The following is a 14196-nucleotide window of genomic DNA, read 5'->3' as shown; positions in this document are numbered from 1 at the left end:
GTGCTCCTTTTGGTCTCACAATAAACATTTCCATCGATTGATTCATTGGTCCGTGTGGTAGGGGCCAGGCATGCCTGGCCCCTACCACACGGACCAATGAATCAATCGATGGAAATGTTTATTGTGAGACCAAAAGGAGCACAGTATGAAAACGATTTATGAAAAACCGACCCGCGAGCTGATGAAAGATTTTGCCGCTTCGAATATGACTCCCGGAAGCCGGATTCAGCGGGATGACATACGGTCCTGGTTTTCGAAGAACTATCCAAAAATAAAACCGGGCACCATCGATGCCCATATAACCAAAATGACCACGAACGCCCCCAGCAGGCCCCATTATCATGCATCACCCGACGGCATCGATGACCTCTTCTTCCAATTGCCGGACAGGTCGTTGCGCCTTTACGATCCGGAAAAGGACCTGGCACCGATTTATGAGCTCGGAAAGGAGCCGCAGCCCGTGGGGGATCCGCAAGAACAGATCGCCGACGCGTACGAGTTCGCCTACGAAAGCGATTTGAAAAATTTCCTGGCGAAAAACCTTTCCCTTGTCGAGGAGGGGCTTACGCTCTATCAGGATGAAGGCATAAACGGTATCGAGTACGATGTCGGCGGGCGCTATATCGATATTCTCGCCCTCGACAAAAACAACGATTTCGTCGTCATCGAGCTCAAGGTGTCGAGGGGCTACGACCGGGTGATCGGCCAGCTGCTGCGCTACACGGGCTGGATACGCAAAAACCTGGCGGAGAAGGGCCAGAAGGTGCGCGGGATAATCATCGCCCGAAGCATTTCCGAGGACCTGCTTATCGCCTGTTCCCAGATTGAGAGCGTCGATCTGTTCGAATACGAGCTGTCCGTCAATTTGAGAAAGGTCAATCGGGATTTAGGTTGATCTACCGGTCCGCGGCCGTCGGACTGAATTTGCCGCTGGCGATTGAGTTGCACGGCCCGGGCCGGGGCGGTATAAAGAGCACGCGCCGTCACGCGGCCGGATGAATGATGTAACGGAGCGAACAATGGCCCTCAAGAAATCCGAACTCTACTCACACCTCTGGGCGAGCTGCGACGAGCTCCGCGGCGGGATGGACGCCAGCCAGTACAAGGACTACGTGCTGGTCCTCCTCTTCATAAAGTACATCAGCGACAAGTACGCGGGGCAGAAGTACACGCCCATCACCATTCCGAAGGGCGCGGGCTTCGAGGACATGGTGAAGCTCAAGGGGAAGAGCGATATCGGCGACCAGATCAACAAGAAGGTCATCGCGCCGCTGGTGAAGGCGAACCAGCAACTGTCGGCGTCGGACTTCCCGGACTTCAACGATGCTTCGAAGCTTGGGAGCGGGAAGGAGATGGTGGACCGGCTCACGAACCTCATCACCATCTTCGAGGACCCGGACCTGGACTTCTCGAAGAACCGGGCCGAGGGTGACGATATCCTTGGCGACGCCTACGAGTACCTGATGCGGCACTTCGCCACGGAAAGCGGCAAGAGTAAGGGCCAGTTCTACACGCCCGCCGAGGTGAGCCGCATTATGGCGCAGATATCGGGCATCCGCGAGGCGAAGACCAGCGCCGCCACCACGGCCTACGACCCCACCTGCGGTTCCGGATCGCTCCTGCTGAAGCTGGCTGACGAGGCCAAGTCGAAGATCACCATCTACGGGCAGGAGAAGGACGCCGCCACATCGGGCCTGGCGCGGATGAACATGATCCTCCACAACAACCCGGAGGCGCTTATCGTGCAGGGGAACACGCTCTCCGACCCGAAGTTTAAGGACGGCGACACGCTCAAGACCTTCGACTACGTGGTCGCGAATCCGCCCTTTTCCGACAAGCGCTGGAGCACGGGACTCGATCCGATGAACGATCCCCACGGGCGCTTCACGCACTTCGGCGCGCCGCCGGCGAAACAGGGCGACTACGCGTATCTGCTGCACATCGTCCGGTCGCTCAAGAGCACGGGAAAAGGCGCGTGCATCCTTCCCCACGGGGTGCTCTTCCGGGGCGGCGCCGAGGCGGAGATCCGCCGGAACCTGGTGCGCAAGGGCTACCTCAAGGGCATCATCGGCCTGCCGGCGAACCTCTTCTACGGCACGGGCATCCCGGCCTGCATCGTGGTTGTCGACAAGGCGGGAGCGAACGCGCGCAAGGGCGTCTTCATGATCGACGCGAGCGCCGGCTTCATGAAGGACGGCCCCAAGAACCGCCTGCGCGCCCAGGACATCCACCGGATAGTCGACACCTTCAACCGGTGTATCGACCTCTCTAAATATTCGCGCATGGTGAGCTTCGCGGAGATCGAGAAGAACGAGTTCAACCTGAACCTGCCGCGCTACATCGACAGCACCGAGCCGGAGGATTATCAGGATATCTCCGGGCACCTGAAGGGCGGCATTCCCGCCGCCGACGTGGACGCGCTCCAGCGCTACTGGGACATCTGCCCGAAGCTCAGGGCGGCCCTCTTCAGGGAGAACCGCCCGGGCTACCTCGACCTCGCCGTGGAGAAGTCGGCCATCAAGACCGCCATCTACGAGCACCCGGAGTTCACCGACTTCATTACCGGCATGAACGCACATTTCGCCGCCTGGCGGAAGAAGAGCGCGAAGACGCTCAGGGCGCTCGCGAAGGGCTTCCACCCGAGAGAGCTCATTGCCACGCTTTCCGAGGACCTGCTGTGCCATTACAAGGGGAAGCCGCTCGTCGACAACTACGACATCTACCAGCACATCATGGACTACTGGGCGGAGACCATGCAGGACGACTGTTATCTCATTTCCGACGACGGCTGGAAGGCCGAAACGTACCGGATAATTGAAACAAAGAAAGGAAAGGACGGCAAACCGGGGAAGCAGGTGGACAAGGGCTGGACCTGCGACCTGGTGCTGCGGGACCTCGTGATCGCCCGGTACTTCGCGAAGGATCGGGCGGCCGTCGAGGCGCTCGCGGCGGAGCTGGAGGGCGTCTCCGCACGGATGGCAGAGCTCGAGGAGGAGCACGGGGGCGATGAGGGCGCGTTCTCGGAGCTTGACAAGGTGAACAAGGCGAATGTCGCTTCAAGGCTGAAGGAGATCAAGGGCGACGCGGAGTCGAAGGACGAAGCCGCCGTTCTCACTGAGTGGATGACGCTTTGCGACGAGGAAGCCTCCCTCAAGAAGCGCCTCAAGGAAGCCGAAGCCGATCTTGACGCGAAGGCCTACGCCCGGTACCCGAAGCTTTCCGAGGCCGATGTGAAGGCCCTGGTGGTGGACGACAAGTGGCTTGCCGCCCTCGAGACGGCCATCCACGGCGAGATGGACCGCGTGAGCCAGGCCCTCACCCGACGTGTGAAGGAGCTTGCCGAGCGCTACGAGGCGCCGATGCCGGCGATGGCGAACCGCGTGGCAGAGCTTGAGGCGAAGGTGAAGGCGCATCTTGAGAGGATGGGGTTTGCATGGAAGTGAAACCTGGATATAAACAGACAGAAGTGGATGTAATACCCGAGGATTGGAATCTTGAATATGTCGAAAACTTGGCCTATATAACAACCGGCGGAAAGAACACACAAGATCGTGTTGAAGATGGACTATATCCATTCTTTGTCCGTTCTCAAAACATTGAGCGGATAAATAGTTATTCATTTGATGGAGAAGCAGTCTTAACTGCAGGCGACGGCGTGGGAACTGGCAAGGTGTTTCACTATATTAATGGCAAGTTTGATGTTCACCAGCGGGTATACAGAATATCTGACTTCAAGGAGGGCATAAACGGATTCTTCTTCTATTTGTATTTCAGTTCACACTTCTATAATCGAATCATGCAGATGACTGCTAAATCATCAGTTGATTCTGTGCGACGAGATATGATAGCAAGAATGCAAATCCCTCTCCCTCCCACCCTCGCAGAGCAGGAAGCCATCGCCGGGGCCTTGAGTGATGCGGACGCCCTCATCGAATCACTGGAGCAGATCATCGCCAAGAAGCGTCTCGTCAAGCAGGGCGCCATGCAGAGGCTTTTGTCTCCTCCGGAGCCAACGCCAATTGATAATGGAGAATTGAAAATGGAGAATGGTGATAATTCTCAATTATCCATTGTCCATTCTCAATTAAACCTGCGGTTGCCGGGATTCAGTGGGGAGTGGGAGGAGAAGCGGCTGGGACAGATTGGAACATTCTTAAAAGGAAGCGGTGTTTCCAGAGAACAATCACAAAGCGGCAAAATCCCCTGTGTCAGATATGGGGAAATATACACGCATCATGAATACTTCATCAAGTCTTTCAACTCATGGATTTCGCATGATGTTGCAGCAACAGCAACTCGTTTGCAGCATGGAGATATCTTATTTGCTGGTTCTGGAGAAACGAAGGAAGAAATCGGTAAATGCGTCGCGTTTGTGGATGATATCGAAGCCTATGCAGGGGGAGATATCGTCATTCTCAGAACAGAGAATGTTGACCCGCTTTATCTTGGCTATTATCTGAATACTGCGCCCATTATCAGACAGAAGGCAAGCAGAGGTCAAGGTGATGCTATCGTCCATATAAGCGGAACATCCTTGTCTGAAATCCAAGGATTATTTCCTTCTCTATCCGAACAAACCGCCATTGCCGCCATCCTGAGCGACATGGACGCGGAGATCGCCGCGCTGGAGGAGAAGCTCGCAAAGGCGCGGCAGGTCAAGCAGGGAATGATGCAGGAGTTGCTAACGGGGAGGATACGGCTGGTATGAGCGATACTCCATTCTATCTTGATCCAAGAATCAGGAACCATATAATCACGGAGACGGGTGATCTGGATGAAAATGGTCTTCGTGATTCCGAAAATGCGGCACTGGATGTTGGGGAAAGGCTGATCGGCTCAACACTTATTACAAATAACACACTGTATATCATTGCCATGGTTGAACTGTACTATGGCGGCATTGGAGATGAGTGTCATGACTGGTGGAGGAAGCAATTCAAAGCGAGGAAGAATAGTAAATCATGGAAAAACACCCCGAGACAGATGGAAGCAGGACTTCGTTTCTATTCTAAAATGGACAGGAAATCCAATTGGAATCGGATCGACATCGTTGTGGGTCCTGAGGGTGTTCCAGTAAGCTTCTTACTGCGGAACCTTATCAAGGAAGATGGCAAACTACTCGTTCCCCGAGCTACAGGAGGACCCGGAATAACCGCGAAAGAGCTCTTACACGATGCCCTGTTAAAGCACCCCGAAATTGATTTCAATCCACCAGATATTATCCCGGGGAAACATAGTCTCCATGATACGCATGATGCGTTCTTCAACGTCAACGATATCCAATCATGTCGAAAATGGCGGTGTAGGAATAATAATTTTGTAGGCCTGAAAGGCAAATATGAAAAGAGTGAATGGAATATTTCTATTTACAAAGATCAGTTTGAACTTCCAGATCGAGTGCGTGAATTGAAATCAACGCTAAAGGCTATATCAGAATGAGAAACTATTACCGTATCATGCTCGGTAAAAAAAGCGCCCTGGCGGCGGAATGCTTTGCGGGCGGATATATCGGCGCGGATTTCGGATTGGACCAGGACCTCACCGGCAAACTGCCCGACGAATGGAAGGAATTCAATAAGCGATTCATCCCCGTCATGCTGGCGAAGGAGCCCGGTAAAAGCAAAATCGGCGCCGGGCTGGCCTGCGGCGCGCTGTGGACGGTTTCAAAAGGAATACAGAAGGGCGACATCGTGCTCTCGCCGGACGGCACCGGCGTGTACAGGGTGGGCGAGGTGGCAGGCGATTATTATTACGCTCCTGGCCTGGTGCTCCCGCACCGGCGAAAGATCAACTGGCTACCCGTGTCCATCGCCCGCACCGCGATGAGCGAGGCCCTGCAGAACTCCACCGGTTCCATCGGCACGGTCAGCACCATCACCGGACACGCGAGGGAAATCGAACGATTCCTGGAGCAGGGAAACGCCTCCGTGGACATCGTCGCCTCGGACCCCGCGGTCGAGGACCCGGTCGCCTTCGCAATGGAAAAACACCTGGAGGCCTTTCTCGTCGCCAACTGGAACCAGACCGAACTGGGAAAGGAGTTCTCGATCTATGAGGAGGAGGGCGAACCGGTCGGGCAGCAATACGAAACGGATGCCGGTCCGATCGACATCCTCGCCGTAAGCAAGGACGGCGGGCGGCTTCTGGTCGTCGAGCTCAAGCGCGGCCGGGCATCGGATGTCGTAGTCGGCCAGATCCTGCGCTATATGGGCTACGTAAAGGAACAGATCGCCGAGCCCGATCAGACGGTCGAAGGCGTCATCATCGCGCTCGAGGACGATAAAAAGCTGCGCTGGGCGCTTGCCGCGGCGCCGGTGGTTTCATTCTATCGTTACCAGGTAAACTTCAAGCTGGTGAAGGGGTGATATGAAGGCAAACATTTCAGGCGGGAGCATTCAGTTCTCATGAAAACGATACGTATATTCATCAGCAGCGTGCAGAAGGAGTTTGCCGATGAACGGGCGGCGCTTCGCGATTACCTGCGAGGCGACGCCCTGATGCGTCGTTTCTTCGACCCCTTCCTGTTCGAGGACGTCCCCGCCGCGGACCGCAGGGCCGACGAGGTGTATCTGCATGAAGTGGAAAAGTGCGACATTTACGTGGGACTGTTCGGCGAGCAGTATGGTTTCGAGGACGCCGAAGGCGTTTCACCCACCGAACGCGAGTTCGCGCTTGCCGGAAAGCTGGGCAAGCACCGCCTGATATTCGTCAAGGGAACGGATGATTCGATCAAGCACGCTAAAATGCGGGCGCTCATAGGAAAAGCGGGGAATGAACTTATTCGCCGGCGCTTTGCCAGCACCCCGGAGCTGGTTTCCCATCTCTATGCCGCTCTTGTTGAATATCTCACGAAGAATGAGCTGATACGTTCGGGGCCGTTCGACGCGGCCCCTTGTCTGAAAGCGACTCTGGCCGATCTGGACGGCGCGGCCATGTCACGCTTCATCGGCATTGCCCGCCGATCGCGGGGATTCCCGTTACAGGAAGAAGCCCCGCCGGATGAGCTGTTAACGCACCTCAATCTACTTGACGAGGGGCGTCTCACTAACGCGTCTGTTCTGCTCTTCGGAAAGCGTCCCCAGCGATTCCTGATTTCATCCGAAGTAAAGTGCGCTCATTTCCACGGCACGCAAGAAACTAAACCGATTCCTTCATATCAGGTCTATAAGGGAACGGTTTTCGAACTGGCGGACCAGGCTGTTGATTTTGTCCTTTCAAAGATCAACCTTGCCGTCGGCACACGCGCGAAAAGCATACAGGCCCCTGTGGCCTATGAAATACCTCCGGAAGTAGTACGTGAGGCGGTCGTGAACGCCATCGCGCACCGCGATTATACAAGCACCGGCAGCGTCCAGGTGATGCTGTTTGCCGACCGGCTGGAGGTGTGGAACCCGGGTACGCTGCCTCCTTCGCTGACGCTGGAGAAACTGAGGCAGCCGCACGGTTCGGTGCCCGGTAATCCCCTGCTTGCCGAGCCGCTCTACCTTGCCAAATATATTGAGCGCATGGGGACTGGCATCCGCGATATGATTTCCCGATGCGTTGCAGCAGGTTTGAATGAACCGGAATTCAGACTGACCGATGGATTTGTCGCGGTCATCTGGCGAAAGCATGAATTAATAACATCCGAAGTCACCGGGGAAGTCACCGGGGAAGTCACCGGGGAAGTCAAGAAACTGCTCGTGATTATTGAAGGAGAGATGAAGCGAACCGAGATGCAGAAAGTCCTCGGACTGCGCCATGAAGACCACTTTCGAGAAGCATACCTTGTCCCGGCGCTTGAGGCGAATCTCATTGAAATGACCATTCCGGACAAGCCGAATAGCAGGTTGCAGAAATACCGCCTTACAAAAAAAGGTAAGGGTCTGCTGAAATCGATGAGCACTGGAAAAGGCAAAAAATGATCACGGCCTGCAGGGAATCGGGCACGAAAGAACCGGATATCAGATACGATCACGCGGGCCTCTGGGTGGAGTTCAGCTACAAGACGGCGGTGGAAACGCCGGTGGAAACGACGGTAGAAGCGCCGGTGAAAACGACGGTAAAAACACCCGTTAAAATCCTTGAATGCCTGTCAGGACATCCACATGCGACCCTGGCAGAAACCGCGGAGGCGATCGGCAAGTCACTGAGAGCGGTGGAACGTGCCAGTTCAAAACTTGTCAAGGATGGCAGACTTCGTTTTGTCGGACCGCAGAAGGGAAGTCGCTGGGAGGTGATACAGTGAGCGACATAGGCAAGCCGGAACGCGCTACACAGAACCGCGTCAGCGCCCTCTTTCGGGACGAACTGGGTTACGACTACCTGGGGAACTGGGGGTGCCGGGATTTGAACAGCAACATAGAGGAAGACCTGCTGTCGTCTTGGCTCGCGAAAAGCGGCTATACGAGAGACCATATCAGCAGGGCCCTGTACGTTCTGCACGGGGAGGCGGACAACCACGGCCGGGGCCTCTATGGAAACAACAGGGCCGTTTATTCCCTCCTGCGTTACGGCGTACCGGTTAAGATCGAGGCGGGCACGGTTACGGAAACCGTACGCCTGATCGACTGGGAGAACCCGCGGAAGAACGATTTCTCCATCGCCGAGGAGGTGACTCTCCGGGGAAACCACGAGCGGCGGCCCGACATCGTCCTCTACGTCAACGGCATCGCCGTCGCGGTCCTGGAGCTCAAGCGAAGCGGTGTTTCCATAGGGGAGGGGATCCGGCAGAGCATCTCCAACCAGAAGCCCGAGTTCAACGAGTGGTTCTACAGCACCGTGCAGTTCGTCTTCGCCGGGAACGACTCCGAGGGACTGCGGTATGGTTCAATCGGCACGCCGGAGAAGTACTTCCTCGCCTGGAAGGAGGACGAGGCGGATGACAGCCGCTACAAGCTCGACAAGTACCTCCTCAAGATGTGCTCAAAGGAGCGCCTCATCGAGCTCATGCGCGACTTCGTGCTCTACGACGGGGGCATCAAGAAACTGCCGCGGGTGCACCAGTACTTCGGCATCAAGGCGGCGCAGAAGCACGTGCGGGAGCACAAGAGCGGCATCATCTGGCACACCCAGGGGAGCGGCAAGAGCATCGTCATGGTGCTCCTGGCGAAGTGGATACTAGAGAACAACCCCCATGCCCGGGTGGCCGTCATCACCGACCGCGACGAGCTGGACAAGCAGATAGAGCGCGTCTTCGGCGACGCGGGCGAGGAGATTGTGCGCACCTCGAGCGGCCGCGATCTCGTCACCCGGCTTGGGAAGGCGAAGCCGCGGCTCCTCTGTTCGCTCATTCACAAGTTCGGAAGGAAGGACGTGGACGATTTCGACACCTTCATAAAGGACCTGGAAGCGCGGCCGAGCGCGACCGTGGGCGAGGTCTTCGTCTTCGTGGACGAGTGCCACCGCACCCAGAGCGGCAAGCTTCACCGGGCCATGAAGGCGATCATGCCCAACGCGGTCTTCATCGGTTTTACCGGCACGCCGCTCCTAACGAGGGACAGGGCCACCAGCCTGGAGGTGTTCGGCGGCTACATCCACACCTACAAGTTCAGCGAGGGCGTGGAAGACGGCGTGGTCCTCGACCTGGTGTACGAGGCGCGGGACATCGACCAGAAACTCGGCTCGAAGGAGAAGATCGACGCATGGTTCGAGGCGAAGACCCGGGGCCTCAACGACTGGCAGAGGGAAGAGCTGAAAAAGAAGTGGGGTACCCTGCAGACAGTCCTCAGTTCGAAGTCCCGCATGGAGCGCGTGGTGGCCGACATCGTCTTCGACTTCAGCATGAAGCCGCGGCTTTCCAATGACCGGGGGAATGCCATCCTGGTGGCGTCGAGCATCTACGAGGCGTGCAAGTACTTCGCCATGTTCCAGAAGACGCCCTTCGCGGGAAAGTGCGCCATTGTGACCTCCTACAATCCCAATGCCCAGGACATTACGAAGGAAGACACCGGGGCGAACACCGAGACGGACAGGGAATTCATCTACACTACCTACACCGAGCTTCTGGAAGGTGTCGTCGCCAAAGGCGGCAAGACGAAGACCGAGGTCTACGAAGACCGGGCGAAGGAGCTTTTCACGAAAGAGCCGGCGAACATGAAGCTTCTGGTGGTGGTCGACAAGCTCCTCACCGGCTTCGACGCGCCGCCCTGCACCTATCTTTACATCGACAAGTCGATGCAGGACCACGGACTCTTTCAGGCCATCTGCCGGGTCAACCGTTTGGACGGCGAGGACAAGGAGTTCGGCCATATCGTCGACTACAAGGACCTCTTCAACAAAGTCGAGAACGCCATCGCCGTCTACACCTCGGAGCTGGACCATAGCGCGGGCGGGGCCGATCCCGAGGTGATGATTCAGGACCGCCTCCGGAAAGGCAGGGAGCGCCTCGACGGCGCACTGGAGTCGCTCGCGCTCCTCTGTGAGCCCGTGGAGCCGCCCGGGGGCGAGCTGGAGCACATCCACTACTTCTGCGGCAACACCGAGATCCCGGATGATTTGAAAGAGCACGAGCCCCGGCGGGAGACCCTGTACAGGTCGACCGTGGCCCTTGTGCGCGCCTACGCCGCCATCGCCGACGAACTGGAGCCCGCCGGGTATGACCGGGACGATATCGCCCGCATCAAGAAGGAGCTGGAAGAGTACCTGAACCTCCGGGAGATCATCCGGAAGGCAAGCGGCGAGAGTATCGACCTGAAGGCCTACGAGGCCGATATGCGCCACCTCATCGATACCTATATCGAGGCGGAGGAGCCGAGGAAGATATCGCCCTTCGACAACATGGGTCTTTGGGATCTCATCGTGAAGACCGGCATCGCCAACGCCATCACCTCCAGCCTCGGGGGCCTGAAGGGCGACAAGAACGCCATCGCCGAGACCATCGAGAACAACGTCCGGAAGAAGATCGTCAGGGAGCACCTGAACGACCCGGCCTACTACGAGAAGATGTCGGCGCTCCTGAACGAGATCATCGCGGCCCGCAAGGCGAAGGCAGTGGAGTACGAGGAATACCTCAAACAGATCGCGGAGCTCGCGAAAAAGGTCGATGCCGGCCACAGCGACGATACACCGGAACCCTTAAAGAAAAGCCAGGCCCTGCGGGCGATCTACAACAACCTGAAACCGGAGAGCTCCAAAGTCGCCGAGGGTAAGGGCGGCCTCGTTGATCCAAGGCTGGATCTGGCAATCAAGCTTGATAAGGCGGTAAAGGACAACAGGCCCGATGGATGGCGCGGCGTCCAGACGCGCGAGCAGGCGATAAAGCGCGCCCTCTATGAAGTCCTCCAGGACGAACAGCAGGTGGAGCGGATCTTCCTTGTCGTCAAGGCACAGGCGGAGTACTGATGGGGCGGAGAATCGACCTGGGGGAATTCGACGCGGACGTCGTCTTCAAGAAGATAAAGAACGTCCACCTGAGCGTCTACCCGCCGGACGGGAAGGTGCGGATTTCAGCGCCGTCACACATGAATCTCGACACCATCCGCGTCTATGCAATCTCGAAGCTCGCATGGATCAAGCGGCAGCGGAAAAAGCTGCGGGAACAGGAGCGGGAAACACCCCGGGAGTTCATCGACAGGGAAAGCCACTATGTCTGGGGGAAGCGGTATCTCCTCACCGTGGTCGAGGAGGATGCCCCTCCCCGCGTGGAGCTCGGGCACCGTTCCATGAAGCTCTACGTGCGTCCGGGAACCGGGGATGACGCGAGGGACGCCATAGTGTCCCAGTGGCTCAGGGACCAGATCAGGGCGGCCCTCCCCGAGCTTCTCGCCCGATGGGAGCCCCGCCTTGGCGTGAAGGTGAAAAAGGTCTTCATCCAGCACATGAAAACACGCTGGGGCAGCTGCAATCCGAAAGCCGGCCACGTCCGCCTCAACACCGACCTCGCAAAGAAACCGCCGGAGTGCCTCGAGTACATCCTGGTGCACGAGATGGCGCACCTCATCGAACCCACCCACAATGAGCGCTTCGTGGCCATTATGGAAAAGTTCATGCCGAAATGGAAGTTCCACCGGGACCAGCTGAACAGACTGCCGGTGCGGCATGAGGAGTGGGGGTATTGATATCCGGGAGTATGTGAGGAGCCATGGAGAAAGTATTGGCCACATTGACCCTTGTGGTATGTTCTTCCGTCTTTGCTGGGTTATGTGTATACGAAGCTGTTGCCAATAAGCTGAATTTAGTAAGCAGGGAATTTCAGTTAAGGAAACAACAAACGAAGGACTATGGTAAATATTTCGAAAAATTAATTCCTGATAAAGAAACCCGGGAGAAGATCGGAAAGATACTTATGGCAGAGAGATCGTCAGTCTATAGGGTTATACGATTGTTAATAATGGGTTTATCTCCTGTTGGGGCTATCGCTTCATTGTCATGTATTGCTGATTCATATTTATATAAACTGCCGAAATTATTTAGTAAAATCGGTGATGGCTTGGCTACCATAGGGTAGATGTTTATCGCTTTGAACAACTGGTCCCTCCAAACTTTTGGAGGAACTTCTCAAGCCGAAAAAGTCAGGGATAAAATCCTTGTGTGTTTATGGACTCTCGGGACAATCCTTGTTTTCTTCTCGGAGTGAATTATTGCAGATGGAATCAGGAGATTCATGTTCCATACAGCCGTCTCCTGATTTTTATGCGATTGATCTATAAGAATATTCATTAATAGCATTACAATTTATCAAACAATGAGGAATACTTTCGATCAATACACCCAGCCCGAAAACAAGCTGACCCATGCCCTTTTTTCGAGCCTGCATCACGATCAAAAGCTTTTACGATCATTTTTAAGGTTTGTTACCTCCGGTCGGTTGAACCCCAAAGGGACGTTGAAAACAATTGAACAGAGTATTCCCGGAATCGATGAACTACCCGAAGACGAATCCACACGCAAAGGATTGCCCGATGCCTGTATTTACACGGACGACGATTGGATACTCGCCGTTGAAAGCAAGGTAGCCAGCCAGGTGTCGAAAGACCAGCTGAACCGCCATGTGAGGACAATCGCCCGTCATGGCTATTCCACGATCTACTTACTGGTTATCGATACGGAGCATTTTGATGCAGCGAGTGTGGCCAATACGTTTTCGATTACATGGAGTAAAATTTACGAATGGGGCTGTGCGCAGATGTACAACCATCCCTGGGCGGCGGAATTCGTCCGCTATTTCGAGGTCGCGGAGGCTAGGATGAGACAGGATTCGTATTTAAAACAGGGGAAGATAACGAAATATTCAGGAATCCACTTTGATGACGACAATCCCTATTCCTACGGGGAAGCAAAACGGTTGTTGGGACTACTTATTGGCGAAATTAAAAGTGATAGAAAATTCCTTAAAGAGATTGGTATCGATCCGAACTCCAAAGGCAGGGGCGCGATCACGGGAAAAAACTCGAGGAGCGTATGGGATTATTTGAGTATCCTCGGCTCCGGCGATGAGTCTGGATTTACCTCGTATCCCCATGTTTCATTTATAATCGGAGATTCCAGCTTCGAGTTGTCTGTGACAATACCTAATGCCGTAAAAAAGTACCTGTTCAATGCGGTTTTCGATCAGGAATTTTCCAATTATCAGAAATTGCTGTTGCGGGTCTTGAATAATCACCACCCGGTACTAAAAAAGGACAAAGGCGCCATTCCATTTATACGAATCCATCAGCGGTTTTATCCAAGCCAGAAAAGTACTCCAATAATGATTTCTCTTCTCCAGTTTGATATGAGGACCATGCTGGACAATGGGAAGAACAAGGTCGTTAAGTACCAGCCCGAGTGGATGCGATTCTCGTATGATATAATGCGAAATAAGCGTTCCAATATAGAATTTCATGCCGGTGTTGAGTTTCCCTATCCCAGGTCCACCTGCATAATGCAAAGAGAAGGAATCCAGCTAATAAAGGACTCCATGGCCGGGCTGAGGCCGTTTTATGACCATGCGCTGGCGAAGGAAGAATTGATATATCCATTGGAACAAAAAACCGGATCGGCTGATACGATTAACAACGATAAATTTTCGCCCCCGACCGAGGAATGTATCCAGGAGTACCTGGATTGGGACGACTGCAAGGTGATGGGACTGGTTAAAGGGGGGCATGCCGGTGAGCATGGACGGATTTTACTCGCCCGGCAGCATTATCGTCGTATTTTCGAGACTCCCGAAAGGCCCGAACAATCTGATCTTGAAAAGCTCGAGACGCTAAACAAAAATTAAGTAATTTTGCA

Annotated in this window: 11 protein-coding genes; all 11 read left to right on the top strand. The window is 55.1% G+C overall.

The annotated features are described in order from the left end of the window. The first annotated feature begins 145 nt into the window (after positions 1 to 145). The 11 genes from VLM75_14530 (at position 146) to VLM75_14480 (ending at position 14185) form a co-directional block, all read left to right on the top strand. Positions 146 to 895 carry an endonuclease NucS domain-containing protein gene (locus VLM75_14530; protein ID HSV98135.1) on the top strand — a complete coding sequence of 250 codons (750 nt, stop codon included), beginning with the start codon at positions 146 to 148 and terminating at the stop codon, positions 893 to 895. Between the two features lie 124 nt (positions 896 to 1019). Beyond that, positions 1020 to 3443 (top strand): class I SAM-dependent DNA methyltransferase, encoded by a 2424-nt coding sequence (locus tag VLM75_14525; GenBank protein ID HSV98134.1) that lies wholly within the window; start codon positions 1020 to 1022, stop codon positions 3441 to 3443. Then, positions 3434 to 4708 carry a restriction endonuclease subunit S gene (locus tag VLM75_14520; GenBank protein HSV98133.1) on the top strand — a complete coding sequence of 425 codons (1275 nt, stop codon included), beginning with the start codon at positions 3434 to 3436 and terminating at the stop codon, positions 4706 to 4708. Before VLM75_14525 ends, VLM75_14520 begins: the two co-directional genes overlap by 10 nt. Next, positions 4705 to 5439, top strand: a complete 735-nt coding sequence (locus VLM75_14515; GenBank protein ID HSV98132.1) for a hypothetical protein — start codon at positions 4705 to 4707, stop codon at positions 5437 to 5439. Before VLM75_14520 ends, VLM75_14515 begins: the two co-directional genes overlap by 4 nt. Continuing rightward, the gene (locus VLM75_14510; GenBank protein HSV98131.1) at positions 5436 to 6365 is read left to right on the top strand and encodes an endonuclease NucS domain-containing protein; all 930 of its coding nucleotides are present in this window, start codon (positions 5436 to 5438) and stop codon (positions 6363 to 6365) included. The genes VLM75_14515 and VLM75_14510 overlap by 4 nt, the downstream gene beginning before the upstream one ends. A 39-nt stretch (positions 6366 to 6404) precedes the next feature. Beyond that, a complete protein-coding gene (locus tag VLM75_14505; GenBank protein HSV98130.1) occupies positions 6405 to 7904 on the top strand; it encodes a DUF4062 domain-containing protein in 1500 nt (499 codons plus the stop codon). Next, positions 7901 to 8227 carry a winged helix-turn-helix transcriptional regulator gene (locus VLM75_14500; protein ID HSV98129.1) on the top strand — a complete coding sequence of 109 codons (327 nt, stop codon included), beginning with the start codon at positions 7901 to 7903 and terminating at the stop codon, positions 8225 to 8227. The genes VLM75_14505 and VLM75_14500 overlap by 4 nt, the downstream gene beginning before the upstream one ends. Further along, the gene (locus VLM75_14495) at positions 8224 to 11322 is read left to right on the top strand and encodes an HsdR family type I site-specific deoxyribonuclease (GenBank protein HSV98128.1); all 3099 of its coding nucleotides are present in this window, start codon (positions 8224 to 8226) and stop codon (positions 11320 to 11322) included. Before VLM75_14500 ends, VLM75_14495 begins: the two co-directional genes overlap by 4 nt. Beyond that, positions 11322 to 12038, top strand: coding sequence for a SprT family zinc-dependent metalloprotease (locus VLM75_14490; GenBank protein HSV98127.1), 717 nt, complete (start codon positions 11322 to 11324; stop codon positions 12036 to 12038). Before VLM75_14495 ends, VLM75_14490 begins: the two co-directional genes overlap by 1 nt. Before the next feature lie 23 nt (positions 12039 to 12061). Next, positions 12062 to 12427: a hypothetical protein gene (locus VLM75_14485; GenBank protein ID HSV98126.1), complete on the top strand. Its 366-nt coding sequence runs from the start codon at positions 12062 to 12064 to the stop codon at positions 12425 to 12427. 237 nt (positions 12428 to 12664) lie between these two features. Beyond that, positions 12665 to 14185, top strand: a complete 1521-nt coding sequence (locus tag VLM75_14480; GenBank protein ID HSV98125.1) for a hypothetical protein — start codon at positions 12665 to 12667, stop codon at positions 14183 to 14185. The last annotated feature ends 11 nt before the right edge of the window (positions 14186 to 14196 follow it).

The organism is Spirochaetota bacterium, from assembly GCA_035477215.1.
Taxonomy (GTDB): domain Bacteria; phylum Spirochaetota; class UBA4802; order UBA4802; family UBA5368; genus MVZN01.
The sequence above is the reverse complement of the archived record's forward strand: the minus strand, read 5'-3'. Positions and strand labels throughout refer to the sequence as shown.